This window comes from Marinobacter mangrovi (assembly GCF_016798325.1).
Classification (GTDB): Bacteria; Pseudomonadota; Gammaproteobacteria; order Pseudomonadales; family Oleiphilaceae; genus Marinobacter_A; species Marinobacter_A mangrovi.
Genome location: NZ_JAERVO010000002.1, coordinates 84,914 through 111,134 on the forward strand (window position 1 = coordinate 84,914; position 26,221 = coordinate 111,134).

General features: G+C 61.9%; 22 protein-coding genes. 10 read left to right on the plus strand and 12 right to left on the minus strand.

The annotated features are described in order from the left end of the window. The first annotated feature begins 108 nt into the window (after nucleotides 1–108). From JL474_RS06355 to glsB, 4 genes are all read left to right on the plus strand, one after another. Nucleotides 109–1,830: a transporter substrate-binding domain-containing protein gene (locus tag JL474_RS06355; RefSeq protein WP_203141386.1), complete on the plus strand. Its 1,722-nt coding sequence runs from the start codon at nucleotides 109–111 to the stop codon at nucleotides 1,828–1,830. Nucleotides 1,831–1,869: 39 nt separating this feature from the next. Further along, complete coding sequence (locus tag JL474_RS06360) at nucleotides 1,870–3,279, plus strand: sigma-54-dependent transcriptional regulator (RefSeq protein WP_203141387.1); 1,410 nt, start codon at nucleotides 1,870–1,872, stop codon at nucleotides 3,277–3,279. Between the two features lie 324 nt (nucleotides 3,280–3,603). Continuing rightward, nucleotides 3,604–5,082: an alanine/glycine:cation symporter family protein gene (locus tag JL474_RS06365; RefSeq protein ID WP_203141388.1), complete on the plus strand. Its 1,479-nt coding sequence runs from the start codon at nucleotides 3,604–3,606 to the stop codon at nucleotides 5,080–5,082. A gap of 109 nt (nucleotides 5,083–5,191) precedes the next feature. Then, nucleotides 5,192–6,124, plus strand: coding sequence for a glutaminase B (gene glsB, locus JL474_RS06370; RefSeq protein ID WP_407944049.1), 933 nt, complete (start codon nucleotides 5,192–5,194; stop codon nucleotides 6,122–6,124). A 64-nt stretch (nucleotides 6,125–6,188) separates the two neighbouring features. Here the strand turns inward: glsB and JL474_RS06375 are convergent, their stop codons facing one another. Next, on the minus strand, nucleotides 6,189–7,094 hold the full coding sequence (locus JL474_RS06375; protein ID WP_328797789.1) for a LysR family transcriptional regulator: 906 nt from the start codon (nucleotides 7,092–7,094) through the stop codon (nucleotides 6,189–6,191). A 124-nt stretch (nucleotides 7,095–7,218) separates the two neighbouring features. Between JL474_RS06375 and JL474_RS06380 the strand changes: the two genes are divergently transcribed. Both JL474_RS06380 and JL474_RS06385 read left to right on the plus strand, forming a co-directional pair. Next, the gene (locus JL474_RS06380) at nucleotides 7,219–7,956 is read left to right on the plus strand and encodes an SDR family oxidoreductase (protein ID WP_203141391.1); all 738 of its coding nucleotides are present in this window, start codon (nucleotides 7,219–7,221) and stop codon (nucleotides 7,954–7,956) included. Nucleotides 7,957–8,003: 47 nt separating this feature from the next. Continuing rightward, nucleotides 8,004–8,222 carry a tautomerase family protein gene (locus tag JL474_RS06385; protein WP_203141392.1) on the plus strand — a complete coding sequence of 73 codons (219 nt, stop codon included), beginning with the start codon at nucleotides 8,004–8,006 and terminating at the stop codon, nucleotides 8,220–8,222. 48 nt (nucleotides 8,223–8,270) lie between these two features. Here JL474_RS06385 and JL474_RS06390 read toward each other — a convergent pair whose 3' ends face one another. Then, entirely contained in the window at nucleotides 8,271–9,626 is a 1,356-nt protein-coding gene (locus JL474_RS06390; protein WP_203141393.1) for an MFS transporter, read from the minus strand. A gap of 285 nt (nucleotides 9,627–9,911) precedes the next feature. Here JL474_RS06390 and JL474_RS06395 point away from each other — a divergent pair, with 285 nt between their 5' ends. Further along, entirely contained in the window at nucleotides 9,912–10,118 is a 207-nt protein-coding gene (locus JL474_RS06395; RefSeq protein ID WP_203141394.1) for a YjfB family protein, read from the plus strand. 74 nt (nucleotides 10,119–10,192) lie between these two features. On the opposite strand, the gene putP is transcribed toward JL474_RS06395, so the two are convergent. The 4 genes from putP to JL474_RS06415 all read right to left on the minus strand — a co-directional run bounded on the left by putP (nucleotide 10,193) and on the right by JL474_RS06415 (nucleotide 14,302). Further along, complete coding sequence (gene putP / locus JL474_RS06400) at nucleotides 10,193–11,686, minus strand: sodium/proline symporter PutP (RefSeq protein WP_123635697.1); 1,494 nt, start codon at nucleotides 11,684–11,686, stop codon at nucleotides 10,193–10,195. Nucleotides 11,687–12,041: 355 nt separating this feature from the next. Then, entirely contained in the window at nucleotides 12,042–12,887 is an 846-nt protein-coding gene (locus tag JL474_RS06405) for a DUF72 domain-containing protein (protein WP_203141395.1), read from the minus strand. Nucleotides 12,888–12,962: 75 nt separating this feature from the next. Further along, nucleotides 12,963–13,433: a DUF6942 family protein gene (locus tag JL474_RS06410; protein WP_203141396.1), complete on the minus strand. Its 471-nt coding sequence runs from the start codon at nucleotides 13,431–13,433 to the stop codon at nucleotides 12,963–12,965. Next, nucleotides 13,430–14,302: a LysR family transcriptional regulator gene (locus JL474_RS06415; RefSeq protein WP_203141397.1), complete on the minus strand. Its 873-nt coding sequence runs from the start codon at nucleotides 14,300–14,302 to the stop codon at nucleotides 13,430–13,432. Before JL474_RS06415 ends, JL474_RS06410 begins: the two co-directional genes overlap by 4 nt. 109 nt (nucleotides 14,303–14,411) lie before the next feature. On the opposite strand from JL474_RS06415, the gene JL474_RS06420 reads away from it, so the two are divergent. Then, the gene (locus JL474_RS06420; RefSeq protein WP_203141398.1) at nucleotides 14,412–15,338 is read left to right on the plus strand and encodes an AEC family transporter; all 927 of its coding nucleotides are present in this window, start codon (nucleotides 14,412–14,414) and stop codon (nucleotides 15,336–15,338) included. Here the strand turns inward: JL474_RS06420 and JL474_RS06425 are convergent. Next, on the minus strand, nucleotides 15,312–16,220 hold the full coding sequence (locus JL474_RS06425; RefSeq protein WP_203141399.1) for a LysR family transcriptional regulator: 909 nt from the start codon (nucleotides 16,218–16,220) through the stop codon (nucleotides 15,312–15,314). The genes JL474_RS06420 and JL474_RS06425 overlap by 27 nt on opposite strands. 110 nt (nucleotides 16,221–16,330) lie before the next feature. Between JL474_RS06425 and JL474_RS06430 the strand changes: the two genes are divergently transcribed. Both JL474_RS06430 and JL474_RS06435 read left to right on the plus strand, forming a co-directional pair. Continuing rightward, the gene (locus JL474_RS06430) at nucleotides 16,331–17,227 is read left to right on the plus strand and encodes a DMT family transporter (RefSeq protein ID WP_203141400.1); all 897 of its coding nucleotides are present in this window, start codon (nucleotides 16,331–16,333) and stop codon (nucleotides 17,225–17,227) included. 113 nt (nucleotides 17,228–17,340) lie between these two features. After that, on the plus strand, nucleotides 17,341–18,597 hold the full coding sequence (locus JL474_RS06435) for a dicarboxylate/amino acid:cation symporter (protein ID WP_123635690.1): 1,257 nt from the start codon (nucleotides 17,341–17,343) through the stop codon (nucleotides 18,595–18,597). 112 nt (nucleotides 18,598–18,709) lie between these two features. Here JL474_RS06435 and JL474_RS06440 read toward each other — a convergent pair whose 3' ends face one another. The 5 genes from JL474_RS06440 to JL474_RS06460 all read right to left on the minus strand — a co-directional run bounded on the left by JL474_RS06440 (nucleotide 18,710) and on the right by JL474_RS06460 (nucleotide 26,056). Beyond that, nucleotides 18,710–19,921, minus strand: a complete 1,212-nt coding sequence (locus tag JL474_RS06440; protein ID WP_203141401.1) for a c-type cytochrome — start codon at nucleotides 19,919–19,921, stop codon at nucleotides 18,710–18,712. 2 nt (nucleotides 19,922–19,923) lie between these two features. After that, complete coding sequence (locus JL474_RS06445) at nucleotides 19,924–20,469, minus strand: (2Fe-2S)-binding protein (RefSeq protein WP_263316999.1); 546 nt, start codon at nucleotides 20,467–20,469, stop codon at nucleotides 19,924–19,926. Between the two features lie 26 nt (nucleotides 20,470–20,495). Continuing rightward, nucleotides 20,496–23,327, minus strand: a complete 2,832-nt coding sequence (locus JL474_RS06450; RefSeq protein WP_203141402.1) for a xanthine dehydrogenase family protein molybdopterin-binding subunit — start codon at nucleotides 23,325–23,327, stop codon at nucleotides 20,496–20,498. 207 nt (nucleotides 23,328–23,534) lie between these two features. Further along, entirely contained in the window at nucleotides 23,535–25,070 is a 1,536-nt protein-coding gene (locus tag JL474_RS06455; protein WP_203141403.1) for a flavin-containing monooxygenase, read from the minus strand. A 47-nt stretch (nucleotides 25,071–25,117) separates the two neighbouring features. Beyond that, a complete protein-coding gene (locus JL474_RS06460; protein WP_236012095.1) occupies nucleotides 25,118–26,056 on the minus strand; it encodes a metal-dependent hydrolase in 939 nt (312 codons plus the stop codon). Between the last annotated feature and the right edge of the window lie 165 nt (nucleotides 26,057–26,221).

Sequence of the window (26,221 nt, forward strand, 5' to 3'; positions counted from 1 at the left end):
GCTTGAGTCTGTGTCCGGTACCGCCGGATGATCCCGCGCCATTTGTCGTAGACTGACTACTGCACCGAAAGAGTGAATGACCGGATGAAACGCGTTTGTGGGAGGCTTATGGCCGGCCGATGGTTGGGGCTGCTGGCGGCGGTGTTGTTTGTCACCACAACGCTCCCTGCCGGTGCCAGTCCGCTGGAGCGAAGCAAGCAGCCGATCGTGGTTGGTGGCGACCATTATCACCCACCCTATGAGTTCATCGACGAGAATGGCGAGCCCGCCGGTTATAACGTGGAGCTGACTCGAGCCATCGCCGAAGTGATGGGGATCGATGTCCGGATTGAGCTGGGGGAATGGTCCGAGATGCGGGCGAAACTGGCCAATGGCGACATCGATGTACTGCAGGGGATGTCGTACTCCGAGGAGCGTGCCAAGACGTTCGACTTCTCGCCGCCCCATGCCATCGTGAATCAGTCGATTTTTGCACGACGCGGCGATCCCGCTGTGGACGTCGACGGCTTGCGGGGGAAGACGGTGATCGTCCAGCGGGGCGATATCATGGAAGACTATCTCAAGGAACATCATGTCGGTGCCCACCTTGTCCCGGTCGACACCCATGCCGATGCGCTGCGTATGCTGGCTTCCGGAAAGGGGGATTATGCGCTGGTGGCGAACCTGCCGGCGCTTTATCTGACGCGCCAACTGGGACTCTCGAACATTGTGCCCGTCGCCAGGCCATTTTCGCTGTGGTACGGGTACGCCGTCCGCAAGGGTAATTCAGATCTTCTGGCCCAGTTCTCCGAGGGGCTGGCCATCCTCAAGAACACCGGGCGATACCAGGAGATCTACGATAAATGGCTCGGGCCGCTGGAAGACGCCGGTCAGTTCCCGTGGAAGCGCGTTGGTCTCATCGGGGCCGCCGTGTCCGGTGCGTTGCTGCTCATCCTCGGCACGATCGTGATCTGGAACAGAACGCTCCGGCGCGAGGTCGAAAGTCGTTCCCAGGCCCTGCGCGAGCAACAGCAGCAGCTCATCCAGGCTGACAAGATGGCCTCGCTGGGTATCCTGGTTTCGGGGGTCGCCCATGAGATCAACAACCCCAGCAGCCTGCTGTTGCTGAATCTGCCGGCCCTGCGTGATATCTATGCCGATTGTCTTGAAGTCCTTGATGCCCATTACCGCGAGCACGGTGATTTCACGGTGGGCGGGCTCGACTATTCCCGAGTGCGAGACGAGATCCCGCTGATGCTCGACGAGATGCTCGAAGGCAGTCAGCGTATAAAGCGGATCGTCGGCGATCTCAAGGATTTCTCTCGCCAGGGATCGGCCGAACTCGGGGAAGCGCTGGATCTCAACGCCGTGGTCCACACCGCGATACGGCTTGTGGAGAACTCGATTCGCAAGGCGACGGATCATTTTGAGACCGATTACGAAGCCGACCTGCCTTCGGTGACGGGCAACGCTCAGCGCATTGAGCAGGTGGTGATTAACCTGGTGCTCAATGCCTGCCAGGCGCTCGACCACCCGGAGCAGGGCATTCGCATCAGAACGTTCAGCCAGGTCGATGACGCCGGGCATTTGTGGGTTTGCCTGGCGGTCGAGGATCAGGGATGTGGCATCGGTTCCGATGTGATCGGACGGGTCACCGATCCTTTCTTCACCACGAAACGTGATCAGGGAGGCACTGGGTTGGGCCTGTCCGTGTCGGCCGGTATCGTACTGGAGCATCAGGGGAGCCTGACCTTTGACTCGACGCCGGGCGGCGGAACGACAGCCCGGGTGTCGCTGCCGGCCGCTGACCGGGGTGATCACGCTGCCGCGGTCCCACCGACACAGCCATAAATTTCCCGACTGGATAATACAGCACCGGAGCTGCACTCGATGACGAAGAACCTGTACCCCTCGTTCGGTATCCTGCTGGTGGACGATGAGCCGTCTTTCCTGCGTAGCCTGGGCATCGCACTGGAACGTGGGGGCGGTATCAACAATGTCTTTCGCTGCCAGGACAGCCGCGATGTGCTGGATATTCTCGATCGGGAGCGCATCGGCCTGGTGACCCTCGACCTGACGATGCCCCATGTGAGCGGTGAAAGGCTGCTGACGCGAATTGTCGAGGACCACCCCGATGTCGGCGTCATTGTCATCAGCGGACTCAACCAGGTGGAGACGGCGGTCCGGTGCATCAAGCAGGGAGCGTTCGACTATTTCGTCAAGACGGATGAGCAGGACCGTCTGATCGAGGGCATCCGGCGGGCCATTCGTCTACAGGAATTACGCGAGGAGAACCAGGCACTCCGACAGCGGGTGCTGTCAGATACCCTGGAACATCCCGAGGTGTTTGCACCGATCGTCACGGACGATAAGGGCATGCGGGCGTTGTTCAAGTACCTGGAGTCCGTGGCCTCGAGCAGCGAACCGGTCCTGATCTGTGGGGAGAGCGGTACCGGCAAGGAGCTCTTCGCGCAGGCGGTCCATACGCTGAGCCGTCGCAAGGGCCCGCTCGTCAGCGTCAATGTCGCCGGACTCGATGACAACATGTTTGCCGATACCCTGTTCGGCCACCAGCGAGGGGCTTTTACCGGAGCCGAGACATCGCGGGCAGGGATGATCGAGCAGGCCGCCGAAGGGACCCTGTTCCTGGATGAAATCGGGGACCTTAGCGTGGCGTCGCAGGTCAAGCTGTTACGACTGCTGCAGGAGGGAGAGTATTATCCGTTGGGCAGTGACCGGCCCAAGCGCCTGCGAGCCCGGGTCGTGGTTGCGACGCATCAGGATCTGGCGCAGAAACAGTCGAGGGGGGAATTTCGCAAGGACCTCTACTATCGTCTGCGCACCCACCCGGTCTATGTGCCACCGTTGCGGCAGCGTAAACGGGATATCCCCTTACTGTTGGAGCATTTTCTGGAGGAAGCCGCCGAAGCCCTGGGGAAGGTCAAACCCACCGTGCCCCGCCAACTGCCCGTGCTGTTGGCGAACTATGATTTCCCGGGGAATGTCCGGGAGTTACGGGCGATCGTTTATGACGCCATGAGCGTCCACCAATCCCGGATGCTGTCGATGGAGGTGTTCAAACGGGCAATTCACTTCAACAGCGAGGAGTCGGAATCCGGTGCCATGGAGCCCCGCCCCGTCTTCGTGGCCGATGCGCCCCTGCCAACGCTCGACAGCGTAGCCGATTTGCTGGTGGATGAAGCGATGGCCCGGGCCGAAGGCAACCAGTCGATCGCCTCGCAACTGCTTGGCATCTCACAGCCGGCCCTGAGCAAACGTCTCCGCAAACGGCGTTCGTGATTCCGGCTTCACGAACCCCTATAACCTCGCCAACACCTATAACGGCCGTTGCTTTTTTAAGTCATTGAATATTAAAGGTAAAGTTGAGGTAGGGCAGTGGTCGTCGACCACAGGTTATAGCTCTTCCATTCTCATCACGACGGACTTCGTCTTTCACTTCTCTTTTAAAAACAGCAAGTTGAAATCTCCCAGTCCAGGTGGCACCGCACTTGCTACCCAAGCCGGACTCTCCGACAGCCGCCGCCGGCGGGGCCGATGCCCTGTATCCGGTCTTCCCGCTGCCGGGGAGCACACGCTGACAACAACAAAACGTGGAGACTCCTGATGTTGGAACTGCTCAACGATATTCTTTGGGGCAAGGTGCTCATTGCCATGCTGATCGCCGTTGGTATTGGCTTTACGGTTGAATCGCGCTTCGTACAGTTTCGCTACTTTGGACGAATGTTTCGTATTCTCGGGTCGGGCCAGGCCTTCAGTCGGGAAAAGGACGGCCACCTCAGTTCATTCCAGGCGCTGCTGCTTTCTGTCGCCGGCCGCGTGGGCGGTGGCAATATTGCCGGTGTCGCCGTTGCCATCACCCTGGGCGGCCCCGGGGCGGTCTTCTGGATGTGGCTCGTGGGTCTGATGGGCATGGCCACCAGCTTTCTCGAATGCACACTGGCCCAGACCTATAAACAGACGGAGCCGGATGGCTCGTATCGCGGTGGGCCGGCCTATTACATCGTCAAGGGCATGGGCAAACGCTGGACCTGGCTCGCCGTTCTGTATTCCATCCTGCTGCTGGTGACGTTCGGCTTTGGCTTCACCGCACTGCAGTCCTATTCGATCGCCGTATCTTTCGAGGATGCGTTTGGCATACCGGCACTGGCTACCGGTATCGGTATGGCAATCCTGGTCGGCCTCATTATCTTTGGCGGGGTCAAGCGCATTGCCCGGGTTGCTGAGGTACTGGTTCCGGTGATGGCCCTCGGTTACCTGATGATTGCCGTGGTCGTGCTGGCCATGAACATCGCCGACGTACCGGCCATGCTGCTGCTGATCGTCAAGAGTGCGTTCGGGTTACAGCCGGCTGTTGGCGGCGGCATCGGTGCCGCCATTCTGATGGGCGTCAAGCGCGGTCTGTTCTCCAACGAGGCCGGCCTGGGGAGTGCGCCGAACGTGGCGGCTGTGGCCCATGTCCCGCACCCGGCGAACCAGGGTGGGGTCCAGGCTTTCTCGGTGTTCATCGACACCCTGGTCCTGTGCACCTGCACCGCATTGATCATCCTGCTGGGCACGACTTATGACCCGGCACATGGCGCCGATATCGGCGGCGTGGCGTTGACTCAGGCCTCCCTGGCCAGTCATGTGGGGGAATGGGGGCGTGATTTCGTCAGCATCGCACTGCTGTTGTTCGGCTTCAGCACCATCCTCTACAACTATTACCTGGGCGAGAACAGCCTGAATTTCTTCAGTCCCGAGAACCGGAAGCTCTTCAACGTGTTCCGGGTGGCTGTCATCGTGCTGTGCGGCTGGGGGGCCACCACGGACCTGCACACTGTATTCGGCTTTGCCGACGTCACCATGGGGCTGCTGGCCCTGGTTAACCTGTTCGCCCTGATCATGCTGATGCGCCCCGGTTTGCGCATCATGCGGGACTACGATCGTCAGATAAGCGCGGGCGAACCGCAACCGGTTTTCGACACCACTCAATTTGCGGATCTGGACCTGGATCCCGAAGCCTGGCCGGCCGACCGCGACCGGGGGCATCGGTCCGCATCCGGCTACGCCCCTGGCGAAGCCGCTGCAGTGGACTATCGATAAGGGCGATGCTGCCCCGCTGTTCGGCGGGGCAGTCATCCGCCGTGGCGCGAGCGGAAAGGTTGCATGGGTTGGACGGAATGGATGGGTGATGACGGGAACATCTGACAACGTGCAGGGATGGCTGGACGAGATCAATCAGGCGGCCCGGACCCGTCTCGGTCAGGGACAGGTGGCGGATTATATCCCTGCATTGGCCGAGCGTGATGCCAATCGTTTCGGTATTGCAGTCTGCACCAACGATGGCCAGGTATTTGCGGCGGGCGACGCGCAGATGCCCTTTTCGGTCCAGAGCATATCGAAGATCTTCCTGTTGACCCTGTCCTTGCAGGTCTACGGCAACCGGCTCTGGGAACGGGTGGGGATGAATCCATCCGGCATGCCTTTTAACTCACTGACGCAACTGGAAGCGGAAAGAGGGATTCCCCGTAACCCCTTTATCAATGCCGGGGCCCTGGTCGTTGCGGATCACTTTGTCAGTGCCTATGCCACACCCGCACAGCATATCCAGGATGTGGCCCGGAGCCTTTCGGGCAACGCCAGCATCCTGATCGACCAGCATGTGCTGGCGTCCGAGTGGAAGCACCGGTCCCGGAATGCCGCAACCGCCTACCTGATGAAGTCGTTCGGCAACATCGCCAACGAGGTGGACGATGTCCTCCGGGCCTACTTCGCGTGCTGTGCGCTTGAGATGAGCTGCGTGGACCTGGCGAGGGCATTGAACTACCTGGCGACAGGCGGCTACGCCCACTGCCAGAACCAGCAACTGATCTCTTCGGATCTGGCCCGCAGGATGAATTCCCTGCTCTTCACGTCGGGTATGTACGACGCTGCCGGCGAGTTTGCCTATCGCGTCGGGCTGCCTGCCAAGAGCGGCGTGGGGGGCGGCATTGTGGCTGTGGTACCAGGGCGGTTTTCCGTCTGTGCCTGGTCCCCGGCGCTCGACCGGAACGGCAATTCGTTTGCGGCGCAGTATGCGTTGGAACGTCTTTCCGATTATCTTCCATCATCTCCGTTCGTTGCAGGTGCGCCGCTGGCGGTGTGAGCTAATCACATGCCTTGAGCCGCGCATGCCAGAGGGCCCCGCCTGGACAGGATCGATGGCTTGGCTAGGGTCTCAGCCTTCCGTCACCGCTTGCGAAACGATCGCTATAGACGGTAACCAGCCAGTCCACGAAAACACGCACCCGCGGAGAAAGCTGGCGGCGATGGGGATAAACCGCATAGATGGGCATCGTCGGCTTTTCCCAATCGGCCAGCACCTCGACCAGTTCTCCGCTATCCAGGAATGGCTGGACGTGGAAGCGCGGCAGCTGAATCAGCCCGCACCCACGTCGGCCGCTCACCACGTAATTTTCTGCCTCATTGACGGCGAGCCAGCCGTCCGTATCGAAGGACACCGTTTGCCCGTCGATGACCAGGTCCAGCGCCGCATCCGGCGCGGAGTACCCGGAGACGAAATGCACGCTTTGATGCGCGCTCAGATCCTCTGGCGTTTTCGGAGTGCCCATACGGGCGAGGTAGTCCGGACTGGCGCAGATGACCTGAGACAGAACCGTCAGACGTCGGGCAACCAGCGTTGAGTCACCGGGTACGCCGCCGCGGACGGCACAATCCACGCCTTCGCCGACCAGATCCACGCGACGATCGCCACTGGTCACGATCAGGTCCAGTCGGGGATAGCGTGCGCGGAATTCGTCGATGCGCGGTAACACGATGTGGCTGGCGTGAGTGCCATGCAGCTCGACGCGGAGAACGCCGCGCGGGTTGCTGGCGACCGGGCGCAGCTCGGCCTCGGCCTCCTCCAGGTCGGCAAGCAGGCCGAGGCAGCGTTCGTAGAAGGCCTGGCCCTCTGCCGTGGGGCGTACCTGGCGCGTCGTACGCTCCAGCAGCCTCACGCCGAGACGGCTTTCCAGTTGCTGTATCGCCAGCGTAGCCGTCGCACGCGGAATGTCGAGGGCATTGGCCGCACGGGTGAAGCTGCGGCTCTCCACAATGCGGGTAAAGAGCGCCATTGCGTCAAATCGGTCCATAACGATTGTTTGTTTTGAGTGAATAGTCATGACAGATTAGCTGATTTATCCGCATACCTGGAATGCCAATAATGGACTCATCCATTCAACAGCAGGAGTCCATGACATGACAAACACCCAACCTGTCGCGCTGGTTACCGGCGCATCCCGCGGTATCGGCCGCGCTGTGGCGATCCAACTGGCTGACGATGGCTTTGCCGTGGTGGTCAATTACGCCGGTAATGTCCGGCTGGCTGAACAAGTCGTGGTTGACATTGAATCCCGCGGTGGTCGGGCGATGGCCGTCCGGGGCGACGTGGCGGATGCAGCTGACGTCGATCGACTCTTCAGCCAGGCGTTGGAAGCGTTTGGGCGCATTGACGTGGTGGTCAACAACGCCGGTGTGATGACACCAGCCACCATGATCACCCAGAACGTTGAGGTGCTTGACCGCATGGTGGCGGTCAACCTGCGCGGTAGCTGGCTGGTGATGGCCAAGGCGGCTGAAACCCTCGGCGAGGGCGGTCGCATCATCGCCTTCTCATCCAGCGTATTGGCCAAGTCCTTTCCGGCCTATGGCGCCTACATTGCCAGTAAAGCCGGTGTGGAAGGACTGGTTCGGGTCCTGGCCAACGAGCTTCGTGGACGGGGAATTACCGTCAACGCGGTGGCACCCGGCCCCGTGGCGACGGAATTGTTCTTCGAAGGCAAAAGTCAGGAACAGATCGACTCGATTGCGGCTATGTCCCCCATGGAGCGCCTGGGTGAGCCGGAGGAAATCGCCGATGTGGTGTCCTTCCTCGCCGGACCCCAGGGACGTTGGATCAACGCACAGGTCCTGCGCGCCAACGGTGGCATGGCCTGATATTCCGGTCTGTTGGACCACCACAATCTAAATGGAAGGAGATAACCATGCCGTTTGCCAATTATAAATTCCCCGAAGGTATTCTGGATCACGCCCGCAAGGAAGAGATCATCCATCGCACGACCGAGATGTTTGTCGAGTATTTCGGCGAGGAGGTTCGACCCTACACGATGGTGCTCGTGGAAGAGGTCAATGACGGCGGCTGGGGCCGCGCCGACGAGACCCTGACGCTTGAGAAAATGGGGATGGGGCCGCCGGCATCCTGACCCGATAGCGGTAATCCGGAGGCAGGCGTAGGCCTGCCTCCGGCCGGGTCAGCTTCGATGTCGGCTGCTTCTGTGGCCATGACGAGGCTTGGAACCCAGTAACGGCGCATTGGCCGATTCGCGCAACTGCACCAGCGGAATCAACGCTATCCCGGCGGCGATCATCAGGTAGAACGCCGGGATGTAATTGTTGTCGGTGACTGAAATCAGCCAGGTAATGAGAAACGGGGCGGTGCCACCGAACAGGGCCGTCGACAGGTTATAGGAAATGGTGAAGCCCCCGTTGCGGACGTTGGTCCGGAAGATCGCGGGCAGCGTTGAAGGCATGACGCCTGACAGGAACACCACGAAGAAGCCCACAATGGCGAGGCCGGCGAAAGCCAGCCAGAGGCTATTCAGAGACATCAGGTAGAATGCCGGTATCGCGAACACGATCAGGCCTCCGCAAGCCACATAGAGCAGCGGTTTGCGTCCGATTCGGTCAGACAGGCGACCGAGTGGTGTCACCAATAGCAGCATGCCCAGCAGGATCCCCAGGGACAGCAAAACGGAATTGAATTCGCTGATGCCCAACTGCGAGGTGAAGTAGCTCGGCATGTACTTGAGGACCGTGTAGTAAGCCACGTTGAGTACGACGACCAGGCCCAGACACAGCAGCATCGTCCGCCAATGGAACTTGAAGAGTGATCTGAACGGGGCTGTTTCGACTTCCCCGGAATCCTGCAATTCCTTGAACGCCGGGCTGTCCTCCAGTTTCAGGCGCAGCCACACCCCGAAGATACCCAGTGGCGCAGCCATCAGGAAAGGAACCCGCCAACCCCAGCTTTGCATGGCGTCCTCCCCCAGGGTTCCGTCAAGCACAAGGGCAAGAATTGCCGCGAAGGAATAGCCCGTCAGGGTGCCAAACTCCAGGAAACTGGCCAGGAAGCCGCGTCGATCATCGGGTGCATACTCGACAATAAAGGTCGCGGCACTGCCGTATTCACCGCCCGTGGAGAAGCCCTGGAGCATGCGCAGGGCAACCAGCAGCACCGGCGACCAGATACCGATCTCATCGTAGCTGGGCAATACACCGACCAGGGCTGTGCCCACTGACATGAGAAGAATGGTGGTAATCAGGACTCCGCTGCGCCCGATGCGATCCCCGAGCGGGCCGAAGAACAGGCTGCCGAAGGGGCGGGCCAGGAAAGCCGAGGCAAACACGGCAAACGAGGACAACAAGGCTGCCGTTGAACTCTCGGTGGGAAAGAAGACATGGCCAATCGTCGTCGCAAAATAGCCGTAGACGCCGAAATCAAACCACTCCAGTGCGTTCCCGGTGGCGGCACCGGCGATGGCTCGGCGCATCACCGAGTCATCAATTTCGCTGCTTAGGTCTTCCTCCAGAATCTCTGACTCACTCATGCGGATTCCCTCCCATAATGTGGCACTGTCTCCAGCGCAGCATATCCATTTGGGAGGCGCAAATTACCATCCGCAGCGAGAGTTCACTTCGGTCAACTTGAGTTTAATAACCTGTCGTTTGGGGCGTCTTATGCTCGACTGTTGCCCACCGAGCGAGTGGACAATTGGATATGCCGAGGACATGTCGCCGGGTCGTTCTATCATCCGGTCCGGATAAAGTGATAGCTTAAAGGCTTTGGAGGATGGCTGCCGGACGGGCGGCCGTCATAATCGAAAGAGGCCGTTATGGACGTCACTTCCATCGCCAGTTTCAGTACCCAGCTCAGCCAGAGCCGATTGCAGGAGCAGGTGCAGATCAGTGTGCTGAAGTCCGCCCAGGACCTGGCCCAGGCGGGCGCGCTTCAGTTACTGGAAAGCGTCACGGCCAATGCGCCTGTGTCGGCGACGAGTGCCAATCCGAACATCGGTGGGCAGGTCGATATTCGCGTCTAGGACGTCGGTTTCGTTTGGCCGGACATAAAAAGCCCCATGGCGCTTGCGCACCATGGGGCTTTTTTTCGCCGCTATTATCGGCTTTCGAGGGGCCGGAATTCGCCGTCGGACTGGGTGGCCAGGCTGACCACGTAGATGGCAATCCAGGCGGCAATGAAGCCCGGAATGATCTCGTAGACGCCGGGGCCGCCCATAAAGCTGCCGTTCAGACCCAGCGAAATCCAGATGATGACGGTGAGGGCGCCGACGATCAGGCCGGCTACCGCGCCAGCACCCGACATGCGCTTCCAGGTCAGCGACAGGATCATCAGTGGCCCGAAGGCGGCACCGAAACCGGCCCAGGCGTTACTGACCAGCCCCAACACCTTGGAGTTCGGGTCGCTGGCTATGAAGGCCGCGACGATCCCCACCAGCAACACGCAGACCCGGCCGACCAGCACGCTTTCCTTGTCGGTGGCTTCCTTGTTCAGGAACAGGCGGTAGAAGTCCTCGGTGAGGGAGGATGAGGACACCAACAGCTGACTGGAAATGGTACTCATGATGGCAGCCAGCAGGGCCGCGTAGAGGAAACCGGTGATCAGCGGGTGGAACAGCAGGTCGGCCAGCACGATGAAGATCGTTTCCGAGTCACCCACATCCAGGCCGTTACGGACCGCGTAGGCTCGACCGAAGATGCCCAGGCTGATGGCGCCGATCAGGGAAATGGCCATCCAGGTCATGCCGATGTTCCGGGCCTTGGGGACGTCTTCAACCGTTCGGACCGCCATGAACCGCACGATGATGTGGGGCTGGCCAAAGTAACCCAGCCCCCAGGTCACCGCCGACAGGAAGCCGACGAACGTGAGCCCGTTCGTCCAGGACAGGAAATTGGGATCGACCGTCGCCAGCGTTTCCGAGGCCTGGTCAAAACCACCGCCGCCGCTGCCAAACAGCACCACCGCCGGCATGATGATCAGTGCCAGCATCATGATGCAGCCCTGCACGAAGTCGGTCAGGCTGACCGCCAGGAAGCCACCGATGACGGTGTAGGTCAAGACGATACCCAAGGTCAGCCAGACCCCGATGGAGTAGTCGCTGATGACCGAGGAGTCGATGAGGGACCCGAAGGCGCTCATGAAGAGCTTGCCACCGGCGACCAGGCCGGAAGCGGTATACACCGCAAAGAACACCACGATCACGATGGCCGATACGGTGCGCAGCGCCATGGCTTTCGTCGGGAAGCGATTCGCGAGGAACTCGGGGATGGTCAGGCTGTTGTCGTAGCGTTCGGTCTGTTCACGCAGACGGGGTGCCACCACAATCCAGTTGATGAAAGCCCCGACAAACAGGCCGATACCGATCCAGGCTTCAACCAGCCCCGTGGCATACAGGGCCCCGGGCAGGCCCAGGAGCAGCCAGCCACTCATGTCCGAGGCACCGGCAGACAGGGCCGCTACCGCAGGGCTGAGCTGCCGTCCGCCCAGCATGTATTCTTCGGATGATGACGTGGATTTGCGCCAGGCGTAAAAGCCGATGGCGAGCATAAGGACAAAGTAGAGTAGCAAGCTGATCCAGACACCTATTGCCATGAGTTCCTCCAGTTATTATTAGGCCGGTCCGCCCCGGCCCCTTAATGCGCCAGCTCTTCAGTGCACGCTTGGTCGTCCCATTCGAGAGGCCCGCAGAACGACGACTGACAATCCGTTTGGTCAGCGAGTTCATCCCGATAAACGATGAAGCGACATCCTCGGCGAGCGTTCGTAAATGGTTGTGTCCTCTATAGTTGTAGTCGCAAGAGGCCATTTGCTCAATGCCAACGGGTTGGCAAATATGATCTAAGTTGTCTTGGGGCGGGTTGTTTTAAGGCCCGTTGACATGGATTCGCGAGACTCTTGAAGTCTGAAAGCGTGTCTCTGACGTCAGTCGTCGATGTTCTCCCAGTGGCTAGAACAAGCCCATCTGGGGCTGTTTGCCGTCCAGGTTGAGCGCCTCCAGTTGGGGCAGGCGAGCCTGCAGCAACTCACTCCAGAGCGCGGCCAGCGACAGCGCATCGCCGTTGTCCGGCATGTGCATGAAGACGTAGGGCCGCTGACCGCCTTCGATCCAACTGGCGACCTTTTCCACCCAGGGCTGCAGGAACGGGCGGTTGGCCTCCAGGACCGGATGACCGACGAAGCGGATTACCGGCGGCGCCTCGACCGGCAGCACATGAACCGGCACCTTCGGCTTCTTGCGCTGGGCATCCACGATGATGTCGTTCTCCGGTTGGGCGCTGAACAGCGCCCGGCTGTCGAGACAGACCCGGGCAATCCGTCGGTCCCGGAGGCCCCGGTTCAGGCTCTTTTCGGCGTCCCCTTTGCTGAAGAACGCCGCATGACGAACTTCGACCGCGCAGGTCAGCGGCTCGGGAAGCGCGTCGATAAAACGCCACAACCGATCCAGGTGCTCCGGCCCGAAGGCGGCGGGCAGCTGCAGGAGGAACGGGCCCAGCACGTCCTCCAGTGGCGCAATGATGCCCAGGAACTGGTTGATCTCGGAAGTTGGTCCGGCCAGCAACTGGTCGTGGCTGATCGCCCGCGGGAATTTGAACAGGAACCGGAAATCGTCCGGCACCTGCGTTCGCCACTGGGCACACTGAGCCAGGCTGGGCGTGGCGTAGAAGGTGGTGTTGCCTTCCACGGTATTGAGAACCTGGCTGTATCGCTCAAGCGGATTGCCTCCGGCGGGAAGCTGGGTGTTCCACTTGGGATCGGACCATTGGGGGCTGCCGAGGTAATACGGGTGTGTCATGGAAGCGTCGAGACGGTGGCCAGGTTGGCGGACTATTCTACCGATATGGCCGGCAGGATCGACCCGGGAAGGGGCTCATGGTGGGTAGAACGCATGCTCACTCAAGGCGCCGCGGATCTGCTCCACTACCGCGTTGCTGAGCTGGCGGTAATCCGGGTAGGGCGTTAGCAGGAGCTTCCTGTCGGGATCAACGGCCACTTCCGGGCAATCAGCGAGCGGTTCGGCGTTGTGGGCCAGTGTCCTGAATCGCTGCAGGTTGTCCTTCCCGCCAATCCAGTGCCAGGTCGGGCCGCCGATCAGCTCGGGGGCGAAGCACAGCGCGGTTTGCCGGAACAGGCCAGTGTCCCGGAACGCTCGCCAGTCTCCGGCGGCAGGACTGGCAATTTTGGCCAGCAGGGTGACGATCTTGCGCCAGTGGTTGGAGTTGGCGTCGATGAGGTCGCCCGCATTCGGATCAACGGCCAGCTGCGCCAGCCTGTTCGGTCGATGAGGCAAGTAGAGGACCAGGCGCGGTTGGGCTGTTCCCAGAAAATCAGCGTTGGTCATGTTGCGTCCAGTCCTTCGATAAACCGATGCAGGCAGGGATTGGGGTTGTCGGCGTTCCAGTAGACCCCCTGTTCCACCTGCGGGGATTCGACCAACGGCAGGAAGACCGCCCCCGCCAGTTGCATGCGGCGCATGGAGTTGGGCACCAGTGCCACGCCCAGTCCCTTCGCCACCAGGTTGACGATGGTCTGCTGAAGGTGAGCCTCCACCCGTATAGAAGGCTCGAAATCGTACAGCCGGCAGCAGGCAGTGACGGCTTCGTGCAGGGCCGGCGCGGTAGTGCCCGGGAACGTGATGAACGGATCCGGCGCGAGGTCACCCACCGATACGATCGTTTCTCCCGCCAGTCGATGCGTCTCCGGCAGGACCGCGCACAACGGCTCGTGGAACAGCGGACGGTACTGAAGCGTGTGGGCAAAACGCAGCGGAAAGCTGATGCCCACATCGGCGCTGCCGTTCACCAGCGCGGCGTGCAGGTCCCGGGGCAGGGTTTCGTCGAGGGCCAGTGCCACGTCGGGATAGGCGTCGGAAAAGGAGGCGACCAGTTCCGGCAGGATGTTCCAGGCGGCGTACATGGTGAACGCGATCGTCAGTGTGCCGCGCTCGCCTTCGGCGGCCGACCGGGCGGATTGGACCGCGACGTCCAGGTCGTCCAGCAGCCGGCTGACATCCGTCCGGAATTGCTCGCCGGCCGGCGTCAGGCCCACCGAACGGGAGTGCCGCCAGAACAACGGCGTGCCGACACTCTCTTCCAGCGCGGCGATCTGCCGACTCAATGGTGGCTGGGTGATGTTGAGACGCTCGGCGGCCCGGCGAAAATTGAGCGTGTCCGCAAGGGTCAGGAAGCTGCGAAGCTGGCGGATATCCATAGTTGATGCAAATTAAGTATCAATGGATGGATTATATAGCATTAGACGGTATCAAAGGCCAGGTGGGACACTGGCGCTCTCTTGTCGAACCCGCCGAGTGAGCCTGTCGATGACCGCTGTTGTAAACGTGTTGCTGCCCATTTTCGGGTTGATCCTGGCCGGCTACGTCTGCCGACGAACCGGCTGCCTGGGCGAAACGGCGGCTTCGGAGCTCAATCGTTTCGTGGTCTGGCTCTGCCTGCCGGCGCTGCTCTTCACCGCCACGGCGACCGCCTCACTGGAGGCCATCTGGCACCCCGGTTTTATCGCGGTGGTGTGTATCGGCACCCTGTTTGTTTTCGTGATCACGTTGCTCTATCGGTGGCGTGGTGAACGGCACCTGGCCGATGCCAGCATCGACGGGTTGAGTGCCTCCTACGCCAATACCGGCTATATCGGCATTCCCCTGTGCGTGCTGGTGCTCGGGGATGAGGGGCTGGAGCCGGCGCTCGTGGCCACGTTGATCGTGGTCTGTGTGCTGTTTTCTATTGCCATCGTCTGTGTGGAGGTGGGGCTGCAGAGCGAAGGGTCGGCCTATCACGCCGTGCGCAAGGTGCTCGTCGCGCTGGCCAAGAACCCGCTGGTGGTGTCGCCGATCCTGGGTGCCGGTTGGGCGGCTTCGGGACTGGCTCTGCCGGAGGCCGCCAGTCGCTTCCTGGATATGTTGGGTGCAGCGACGACACCCTGTGCCCTGGTGTCCCTGGGCGCCTTCCTGGCCCAGCGCGAGCGGGGGCGGGCGCAGGGGGCCGCGGGTCTGGTGGGGATCAAGTTGATCGTGCACCCACTGCTGGTCTGGCTCCTGGCCAGCTACGTCTTCCCGTTGCCGGCGCTCTGGGCCAAGGCCGCGCTGTTGCTGAGTGCGCTGCCCACTGGAACCGGCCCGTTCATGCTGGCGGAATATTACCGCCGTGAAGCCTCGGTGGTGGCCAGCAGCGTCCTGCTGTCGACGGTGGGTTCGGTGGTCACCCTGTCAGTCTGTCTGTACTGGCTGGGGTGACCGGGCGGCCGCCAGGTGGTCGATCAGCGCCTGGGCAAACGGCGAGGGTGCGGCACGCGGATTGGTGCAGATCTTCAGATCCCTTTGGGCCCAGTCTTCCTTCACTTCGATGAGTGAGAGCGGTTGGTGGCCAAACGGCTTCACCGCTTCCCGCGGCACCAGCCCGATCCCCACGCCGGCTGCCACCATGCGACATACCGCCTCGAAACTCTTCACCTGCACCCGGACGTTCAGGTGCGCCCCCAGGCTCGACGCCATGTTCATGGTGAACGTATGGATGGCCGACCCGGCGTGCAGCATGACGAACGGTTCGGACAGTACGTCCGCGAATGACAGGGCACGGGCGCCGGCCAGTGTGTGTCCATGCGCCGTGATCAGCACCAACCGGTCTTCCCGGTAGGGCACCAGGGTGACGTCCTGATGATCGTCGTGCTCCGCCACGATGCCTATTTCCGCATCACCCCGGGCGACGCCGGCGAGGATGTCGCCGCTGGTCTGCTCCTCCAGGTTCACGCTGATCTGCGGGTGTCGGCTGAGAAACGCGGCCAGATCGTTGGGCAGGTAGCTGTGGATGGCATGGGTGTTGGCCCACAGCCGCACATGTCCCTGGATGCCTTCAGCATAGGGCGCCAGGTCGGAGTGCATCTGCTCGAGCTTGGCGAACACCTGCCGCGCGTGGCGCAGGAAGATCTCGCCGGCCCGTGTCAGTTGCACGCCCCGAGCCTTGCGTTGCAGCAGGGAGGTGCCTAGCGAGCCCTCCAGAATCTTGATCCGGTGGCTTGCCGACGAAGGCGCCAGGAACACCCGCTCGGCACCGTGGGTCAGGTTCCGGCATTCGGCCACCGCGATGAACAGTCGTAAATCCGTCAGGTTGTATTTCATGAGAAGGATTCGAAATAAACGAAGGCTCGTGTGCTGAAAACGCAATTCTATCAGTGTTTCTTGAGTCATATGATTCAATTTCTTGAATCTTTGAAGGGCGAGTGGTTTTGATGCGTAGGCAGGTTTCTCCCCGGCAACTGGGTGTCGGATTGGCGGTGCTGGCGGCTTTTGGTTTTTCGTTCAAGGCGATTTTCGTCAAACTCGCCTATCAGGCGGCGCCCGTCGACGCGGTGACGTTGCTGTCGTTGCGGATGATCTTCTCGTTGCCACTGTTCCTGGTCAGCGGCTGGGCCTACCTGCGAAACGGTCCGACGCTGGGTGCCCGGGATTGGATGCTGCTGATCTTTTTAGGGCTGGCCGGCTATTACGGTGCCTCGATCCTGGACTTCCTGGGGCTGCAGTACATTTCGGCCGGGCTGGAGCGGGTCATCCTGTTTACCTACCCGACCATCACCATCCTGATCGGTCTGCTGTTCCTGAACAAACCCGTCAGCGCGAAACTGGTCGCCGCCCTGGTGCTGTGCTATGCCGGCGTCAGTCTGGTGTTTGTCAGCGACACGCAATTGGCGGAGGACAGCCGTGCGCCCTGGATCGGCGCGGGTCTGGTGTTCGCCTCGGCGGTGTCTTACGCCTGCTACAACGCCTTTGCGGAGGTGTCCATCGCCAAACTGGGGGCGGCCCGGTTTTCGGTGTTGGCGCTGGTGGTGTCGATCGTCGCGGCGCAGATCCATTTCCTGGCCACGAACCCGGTGAGCGATCTGGTCCAGCCTTGGTCCATCTACGGCTACTGTGCCGCGATGGCGGTTTTCTCGACGGTCATGCCGATTTTTTTCCAGTCCGGGGCGATCCAGCGCATCGGAGCCGGGCCCACGGTCCTGGTGGGTATGCTGGGACCGATCATGACGATCTTCTTCAGTTGGTTGCTGCTGGCTGAGCCCATCACCGGGGTGCAGATGGCCGGGACGGCTCTGGTGCTGCTGGGCGTGTACCTGATCCGACGGGCATAGGTCCGCCGTATTCAGGGCCTTGCGGTTTACCCTATCGGGCGTATCCCTCAGAATCAGGGCGTGCCAGGGATGCCGCCGTCCGACTATCCATCCACTCATGATCGGAGACCCGAATGAGAGCCTTGTTGAACGCTTACCTGACCTCCTCCCTGATTCTTCGCGTCAGTATCGCGCTTGTGCTGGGGATTGTGGTCGGACTGGTCGGCGGTCAGCCGGTGGCCGAGTGGCTGGCACCGGTGGGCGAGTTGCTGCTGCGCCTGTTGAAGTTCCTGATCGTGCCGATCGTCCTGTTTACGCTGATGGTGGGCATCAACCAGGCCAGTATCGGCAGCATGGGTCGGGTGGGCCGCAAGCTGCTGGTCTACTATGTGGCGACCTCGGCGCTGGCCATCGTGGTCGGATTGGTCGTGGCTTCGATCCTGGCGCCCGGCAGTGGCATGACCCTGGACGACAACGCCAGTGTGGATGTCCCCGAGAACCCCGGTGTCGTCAATGTCCTGCTGGGTATCGTCCCCACCAACATCGTAAGCGCCTTCAGCGAGCCGAACCTGCTGGGCATTATCTTTACCGCCATCGTCTTCGGCATCGCCTTGCTGAAACTCCGCGAAAGCACGGATCAGGCGGGCCTCGCTGAACAGCTCTACCGGGTGATCGAAGGGCTCAATGCGGTGACCCTGAAGGTCATGGCCGGCGTGCTCCAGTTCGTGCCCATCGGTGTCTTCGCCATCGTGGCCAAGACGGCGGGCGCGCAGGGCATGAACACCATCCTGGCGCTGGGGGATATGGTGCTGGTGCTGTACATCGCGTTGGCGGTCCATCTTGTATTCTATTGCGGCCTGATGCGCGTATTCGGTGTGCGCCTGGGCGGCTTTTTCCGCGAGGCCCGCACGCCCATGGCGACGGCGTTTGCCACCCAGAGCAGTTCCGGTACCTTGCCCCTGACCCTCGATGCGGCCCGCCGGATGGGTATTCCCCAGAACATTTACGGGTTCAGCCTACCGCTCGGTGCCACCATCAATATGGACGGCGCCGCGATCCGGATCGCCATTTCCGCCGTGTTTGCGGCCAATGTGGTCGGCGTGCCCCTGGACCTGATGACCATGATCGAGATCGTGTTGATCGGCACCCTGACGTCCATCGGGACGGCCGGTGTCCCGGGCGCGGGGATTGTCATGATTGCGACGGTGTTCTCCCAGGTCGGATTGCCGATTGAAACCGTTGCCCTGCTGGCCTCGATCGACGCGCTGGTGGGCATGGGGGCCACCGGGCTCAACGTCACGGGTGACCTGGTGGGCTCGGCTATCATTGCGCGAACGGAGCGCAAGCATGAACCCGCGCCCTCGGCAGCGGAAGTCGAGGCCGTCTCGTAACCCCGACCGGAGTCGTTTATGGAGCCGGACAGCCTGAGGTCGTTGGTCAGGGCGTGAGCCTGACGGCACTGGCGCTGTGCGTAGTTGCCTTTGCCAGCAAGCGGTACTCCCTCTAGTGGGCTGTCGTTGTCAGGTCCTTTACGGTGGCCGCGTCGATCGAACGAGCCTGGCCGCCCCAGGTCTGGCGCAGGTAGTTCACCAGTTCGGCCATCTCGGCATCACTGAGCTGGTCGGCAAAGCCGGGCATCGCCTGCATACGCTCGAAACCGTTGAACGACTGGGCGCCGATGCCGTCGTGGATCACCTTCACCAGATTGCGGGCGCTGTCCAGGCGTAGGGTGGTGTTGCCTTTCATGGCGACCGCCACATGGGGAATGCCCTCGCCGTCGGCACCGTGGCAGCCGGCGCAGACGTTCAGGTAGTGCCGGCGCCCCGCGCTGTCGGTCTGTTGGGTGTCGTTGGCCTTCACCACCGTCGCTTCGGGCGGGGTGTCTCCCATCAGGTAGACGGACATGGCCTTCAGGTCTTCATCGTGCAGGTGGCGGGTGCTGTGATGGAACACCGGGTACATCTCGCTGAACATGGAACCCTGCTCACTCATGCCTTCGCGCAGGAAGGTGCGCAGAGCCTGCGGAGTCCAGCCGCGCTCCGCGAGTGGTTTGGCGTTCAGGTTGGGGGCCTCGTAACCACCGATGACGGCCCCCTGCAGATGTTTGTCCCGGTTCACGGCGCCCAGGCTGTTGCGCGGGGTGTGGCACTCGCCGCAATGACCCAGCACGTCCACCAGGTACTGGCCGCGTTTCCAGGTGTCGGACTGCCCGTCACTGTCCCGGGCGTCTTTACCGGCGAACATGACGTTCCAGAAGTTTAGCGTCCAGCGCATGCTGAACGGCCAACTGAGTTCGGTTTCCGGCGCCTGGATGTTCACCGGCTTGAGGCTCATCAGGTAGGCGTACATGGCGTCCGAGTCCTCGCGGGGAATCGTATGGTACGCCGTGTAAGGCATGGCCGGGTAGAGCTGGGTGCCGTCGGGCAGCTCGCCTTCGGTCAGCGCGTGATAGAACGCGTCGGCACTGTAGTCGCCGATGCCGAACTCCTTGTCCGGGGTGATGTTGGTGCCGTAGACGGTCCCGAACGGTGTCTCGATCGGGCGACCGCCGGCGTAGGGGGTGCCGTCTTTACGGGTGTGGCAGGCGGCGCAGTCGGCGGCACGCACCAGGTACTGGCCCCGCTCCAGGGTGTCCTTGTCGGCGTCGGCCGCCCAGGCCGGGGTCGTGCCCAGGCACAGGGCGAACAACGTTGTGAGGGCGCTGCGATAACGCATGATCAGCTCCTCCCCGTGGTGGTGCCGGGTGTCTTCAGTACGGCGTCGCGGACGGCTTCGAAATAGCGTACATAGCCGGTACAGCGGCAGATGTGGGATTCCAGCGCTTCGCTGATGGTGTCCTCCAGTTGTGATCGGGGCACCGGCTCCCGCTGCAGGCGCTCCACCAGCACCGTCGCGGCATTGACGAACCCGGGTGCGCAGTAGCTGCACTGGAAAGAGAAGTGCTCCAGGAACTGCTGCTGGACAGTGGACAGCGCCTTGACCTCGCCTGCGTCGTCCCGTTGGGCGTGTCCTTCGACGGTACGGATGGTCTTGCCGTCGAAGAAGTGGGCGCCGGTGATGCAGGTGCGCACCTCCTCGCTGCTGCCGTCCGGGTTGTCGACGATCACGGTGCAGGCCCGGCACATGCCCTGGCCGCAGCCGAAGCGGGTGCCGGTGAGGTTGCGGTACTCGTGCAGGTAGTCGAGCATCATCAGCTCTTCGGGGATGTCTTCCACCGGCTGGGCCTGGCCGTTGATGGTCACCTTCAGCGGCCGCGTCGAAATCGTCATGGTGTTGGGCTCCTCCGGTGTCATAGGACCTCCCGGATCTTGTCCGGCGTGATGGGCAGGCTGCGGAAATGGTGGCCGGTCGCGTGGGCGATGCCGTTACCGATGGCGCCGACGATGGGAATCATCACCACCTCGGCGATGCCCTTGGGCGGATCGGTGCGCGACAGGGGGGGCAGGATTTCCGAGGTCTGCTGCCAGACGGCGACCTCGCTGGCCCGGGGTACGTGATAGCGGTTGATGTTCCAGGTGCCGTTGCCGGGACCGTCCTCGTACAGTGGCATTTCCTCGTAGAGCGCATGGCCGATGCCCATGGCCGCGCCGCCCTGGATCTGGCCGGACACCAGTTGTTCGACGATGGCGTTGCCGCATTCCAGGAACGTGTGGTGGTTGAGCAGCGAAACCTTGCCCGTGCCCTTGTGCACCGCCAGTTCCACCAGTGCCCCGCAGGCGCTGTAGTAGGTGACGCCCGCGTTATTGCGCTGGGTCGGCGGGATGTAGAGATTCTTGCGGGTCAGCAGGTGATAGCCGCGCTTGCTGGACATCAGCGCCTTCTTCTCGTCGGACGCGCCCTGGCCATACTGGACGGCGAGGCCATCCAGCGGCAGGTTCTCGGTGCGGCCGTTGATGTCGTAGTCGGCCCGGGACCACTCCCAGCGGTTGAAGGCGTGGGTGATGGCGCCGGTCACCAGCCCCATCTCGTGGGCGCGCTTGGCGAGGAATTCCAGCGACAGCGGCTCCATGCCCCGAGCGGTGAGGTGGCCACCTTCCCAACGGGCGTTCTCTTCCCGAACGACATAGGGCGCTGACTGACCGCCGCCAATGCCGCGTTGCCAGTAGTCGACGGCGGCAGGCCACAGGCCGTGGCGGAAGATTACCCTGGCCGCCTCCAGCGTCGGGAACGAGAAATAGTAGGCGGAGTTACTGGCGCTCGAGGCCTGCAACAGCAACGGCGTCCAGCGGGGATCCTGGGCGGCCTTGTCCTGTTCGTCCTGGGAGATGAAATAGGGGCTGGCGGTCTCGTACATCTGCATGTCGTCCCATTCCATTTCCGCGGTGCGCACCTGATCCGCCGCGCGGCCCAGCCAGGTGGCGACCACCGCAGCCTGACCGGTGGAATAGCCGGTGCCCATTTCGGCGCCGGTGTTGCGCAGCTCGATGCGGCCTTCCGGGGTCAGGCGGACTTCGGAGAACGCGGATTCGGCACCGTGACCAAAATCCTTCTGCACGCAGGCAAAACCCACCCCGTAGTGTTCCTCGGGATTCTGGGCTTCGTAGGTCCGCTTGCGCTCTTCCCGGCCGGTCCAGATGGTGTGCTGCCGGGCCTTGTGCAGGATCTCCTCGCCACGCAGGTGGCCGGCCGGAATCGCCCCCTGGGTGTTCTTCATACCGCTCTTGAACACGTTGCGCAGGCGCAGCTCGATCGGGTCCATCTTCAGTTGCCCGGCGATTTCATCCACCATCAGTTCGGTAGCGGACATGCTCTGGATGGTGCCGTAGCCCCGGAACGAGCCGGCCTCCGGCATGCGGGAATAGATCGCGGTGGCCGTCAGGTCGCTGTTGGGCATGTAGTAGATGGACTGCGCCGCCGTGGTGCCGACGAAGGCCACGGAGTTGGAGAAGTTGGCGCGCCCGCCGCCGTTGGCGGTCAGGTCCTGCTTGAAGATCTGGAACTTGCCGGTTTTGCGGTCCACCGCCAGCCGGTTTTTCATGGTAAAGGGATGGCGCTTCATGGTGGCCTGGAACTGCTCGTAGCGGTCGTTGGCCAGGCGCACCGGCTTGCCGTCGGCATACAGGGCGGCAATCAGCCCGTAATAGGGGAAAATGGTGGCGTCCTTGGAGCCATAACCCACCGTGTAGGCCGGATGCAGGAAGAAGCGCTGGCTGTTGAAGCGGCTCTTGGACAGCAGCTCCGGCATCCAGTTGACCAGTTCCTGTGGGGACTGGGTGCCACAGACCACGTGCATGTCGCCCTTATCCCGGTCGAACCAGCAGTTGGCGTTGTCCGCCTCCATCGCAAAATGGTCGGTGTACTGGGAATGGTATTCGCCCTCGAACACCAGCCAGTCGTCGGGGGCATTGTCCAGTCTGTCCTGCAGCTGGTTGGCATAGAACATCGCCTTTTCAGTGTCCTTGCCGTTTTCCAGGGCCTCGGGCCAGACCGGGTGGCGCTTGCGGAAATCCGGATAGAGCACGGTTTCCTGCAGGGCGGAGAAGGTGTCCTCGGCAAACGGCGTGTCGCCGCCGACGCGGATGTAACGGAACGCACCGTAAGGGGATTTTTCCGGTAGCGGCGTCTTGTCGCCGTAGACCACCACATCGTCGGCAAAGCGGATGCGGTTCTTGGCCAGCCGGTAGCGGGGAAAATCGTGGTAGATGAGCATGGCCACCGGGTAGCCCAGGTACAGCGGCGTCTCGCCCTTGGGCAGGAAGAATTCAGGGCCGAAGAAGCGCGGTACTTCGATCTGGTCGCGGGCCATGTCCTCGGCGGTCACGATTCGGTCCGGCATCAGTCCGGCGTTTTCCAGGCGGCTGAGGTCGATGTCCTCGAAGCGGTGATCGCAGCGGGTGGCGCGGATGATAAACGCATGGGACTGCTGGTCCGGCCAGTGCGGCATGTCCTTCGCCCGGATGTCCCGGGCAAACACCTTGCTGCCGGTGACTTTGGCGATGCCGTCGAGGCGGAAGCGCATGGTGCTCTCCGCCAGTTGCCAGTCTTCCCGGGTCGGTGACAGGACCCGCTCCTCGAACAGGGCGCCAAAGGCGTCGCTGCCAAAGGGTGCGAGGTAGGCTGTCACACCGGCGATGGCGCTGCCCTTGAGAAAGGCGCGCCGGGATATGTGCGATCTGGACATACCGAGATCCTTCATCGGTGCAAATGATAGGAGACCACTATAGTTAAAACCTGACCGTCTGCACAGGTTTGTGCGGCCGCCTTTGGAGAATGCAAAGCAAGCGGGCCCTTGGATAAGGGTAGTGCACGCAGGGGGAGAAGACCGTTGAAAAATCCGGATGGGCGGGTTGGGCCATGGCTGGCAACCCGCCGCTTCACAGGGTAGACGTTAGCTGAACGCTTCTTCCCGGACACGGGCGTTCGATTTGGCAGGACGTTTGGTCGGTCGGGTGCCTGTGTCCTGACGATAAGCCAGGTCGTAGTCCTTCAGCTCGAACACGTTCAGTCGCCGCTTCAGTGTTTTCAAAGACCAGGGCCAGGCGGCGAAGTTGCGGCCGTTCTGGTCCAGGTAGTAACTGCTGCAACCGCCGGCGTTAAAGACAGTGGTCTGCAGGTTTTTCTGGACCTTCCGGTTGTGCTTTTTCAGCACCTTCCGCTTGATCGTCAGCTTGCTGATGGATCGGCGCTTGATCTTCCAGAGCCCGTCGATGATGTAGTCCAGTTGGGCCTCGGCCAGGCGGATGAACGAATCGTAGACCAGCACGTTGGGTCCCAGGATCAGGAAGGCATTGGGCACGTTCTCGATGGTCGCGCCCAGGTAGGCCTCCGGCGAGCTGTCCCTCCACAGGTCCGCCAGGCGTTCGCCCCTGTCGTTGAAGACCCGGTTGCCGATGGGCGGATGCGACACGTCAAAGCCCGTCCCCCAGATGATCACGTCCACCTGCCGGCGCTCACCGTTGGCGGCGATCACCGTGTTGCCGTCGACGGCCACCAGGCCGCTTGGGATCAGCGACGTGTTATCTGCCTGCAGGGCGGGGTAGTAGTCATTGGCGAACAGGATGCGCTTGCAGCCGAGCAGGAAGTCCGGCGTGACCGCCTTGCGCAGGGCCGGGTCGCTGATCTGGAGTTTCAGCAGTTGTTTGGCGGCCTCGTTGACCGGCTTGAGGACCTTCGGGTTGCGCAATCCGAAGTTGATGGCGTTGAGTGAGCCGGCCACCGCCTTGCGCCAGCCCTGCTGGATCGCCGGGAACCGCTCGACCGCCTGTTTGGCGGCCTCACCTAACGGCAGGTCCGGTTTGGGCAGCACCCAGGGTGCAGTGCGCTGGAACACATGCAGTTCCCTGGCCTTCGGCTGGATCCGGGGCACGAACTGGATGGCCGAGGCGCCGGTGCCGATCACGGCGATGCGCTTGCCGGTCAGGTCGTAGTCGTGATCCCACCGGGCGGAGTGGAACATCTTGCCGGTGAACGTCTCCAGTCCCGGGATCGGCGGCGTCTGCGGCTCGGTGATGGGGCCGGTGGCAAACACCACCGTTCTGGCGAGGTACTGGCCGCTGCTGGTGTCCAGGCACCAGAGGTGACGATCTTCATCCCATACCGCCTGTTCCAGCTCGCAGTTGAACTCGATCAGGGGCGTGATCCCGAAGTCGTCGCTGACGGTTTCCAGGTAGTCGAGGATCTCGGGTTGCTTGGCAAACAGACGACTCCAGCGACTGCTCGGCGCAAAGGAATAGGAATAGAGCGAGGACGGGACGTCGCAGCCGCAGCCCGGATAGGTGTTCTCCCGCCAGGTGCCGCCGACTCGGTCGGCCTTCTCGATGATCTTGAAATTGTGGTAGCCGGTTTTCTTGAGCTTGATCGCGGCTGCGAGCCCGGAAATGCCGGCGCCCACGATAAAGGTGTCGTAAACAGAGGGTGTATTCATCGCTATTGGCTATCGCTTTTTGTGGGGACCGTCGGTTGCCCGTCGCATCAGGCGCGGACGGGCGGAACCACCTCTTTGACGAGATAGGGGGCCAGCAGCCCGGTCTCGGGATTCAGCAGGCGCTCCTTGTAATAGGCCAGGTATTCGGACGTGTCGTGGTCGTTGGGGTGGAATCCCGGGCGCAGGTAGTCGAACACGTGGCCGAGGGTGCTGCCGTAGATGCCGTCCTTGCGGCCCATGATCAGCCCGACGCTGCGCCGTGCATCCTTCCAGAAGCGACGGCTGAACAGGTTGCGTGGCCGGCGCAGTACGGGAATGCCGACGCCGCCCAGGGCCACCAGGAACCAGATGGTGAACAGCGCCATGGCAAAGCCGCTGACCCGCAGGGCGTAGTTGCCGTTCAGGGTCTCGTAGACGTCGAAGGCGATGTCCTTATGTTCCGACTCTTCCAGCATGTGCCACATCCACAAGGCCCGCTGCTTCTCGTCGTCGGACTCGAAGAAGTAGTCCTCGTGCTTCATGAAGAATTCCGCGAGAACGGCGGTGAAGTGCTCGATGCCGGCCATCAACGAGAGCTTCAGCGGCTGTGGGAAGCGGCGGAAGCCGTAGTCGAAGACGTTCTGCGCCAGGAACCGGTAGAAGGACACCGGATAGCGATGCATCTTGAGAATGTCGTTCCATTCCTCGTGCACTTTCGAGTGCAGGGCTTCCTGGCCAATCAGCGCCGTCACCCGCTGCCTGAGTACCGGGTCCTTCAGGAAGTCCCGGTGGTAACGGGCGGTCTCGATGACCAGGTCTTCGCCATAAGTCAGGAAGATCGACAGCGCCGAGAAATAACCGCTGGCCAATTCGGCGTTGAGGTAGAAGTCGATGTCCACGCCCTGACCGTCGAACCCGAAGTTCATGTGGCGAATGGGGATGGCGGGCTGCTCGGCGGCGTTCCCGGCCTGGGCGCTATTCGGCATTTTGAGTGCTGCGGCTGTCATCGGAATAACCTGTCTTTGATGCAATGAGAATGGGGTGGTCGCCTTGCCAGAAAAGGCTCATTAGGCAGCTAACCCCTTGCTAACAGGTTAGTTTTGTCATTTGTTCGGATTCAATTCGGACCACCGGACGGGAAAGGGAGGGGGTTGGCGGCCGTCCGGGGTGGT